Source organism: Psychrobacillus sp. Z3-81, from assembly GCF_056620325.1.
Genome location: NZ_JBWQPU010000089.1, coordinates 1 through 252 on the forward strand (window position 1 = coordinate 1; position 252 = coordinate 252).

Annotated in this window: 1 protein-coding gene; it reads right to left on the reverse strand. The window is 68.7% G+C overall.

The window, feature by feature from the left end:
* A partial coding sequence (locus AC1ECF_RS17740) for a DUF2867 domain-containing protein (protein WP_480390758.1) occupies positions 1-252 on the reverse strand: 252 nt, incomplete at both ends.

A 252-nucleotide genomic window follows, 5' to 3' on the forward strand; every position in this document is an offset into this window, starting at 1 on the left:
GGCAACGGGCGCGAAGTAGACCCGGCCCCGGCGATTCTTCAGCCGCACCGCAGTCGTGCACCCCACCAGAGAGCGCTCCGCGTCGACACCTACGGCGATGCGCATCTCGAGGTGCACGTCGTCCACCGCGATGAGCGCCTCACCGTTGACCATCCGCACCTGCTGGAACGCGTTGCGGTCAGCTCGTGCGATGCCCAGCAGCGGAACGACCGCCTGTCGGGCCGTCATCGCTGCCTGTACCCACCGGGGCAT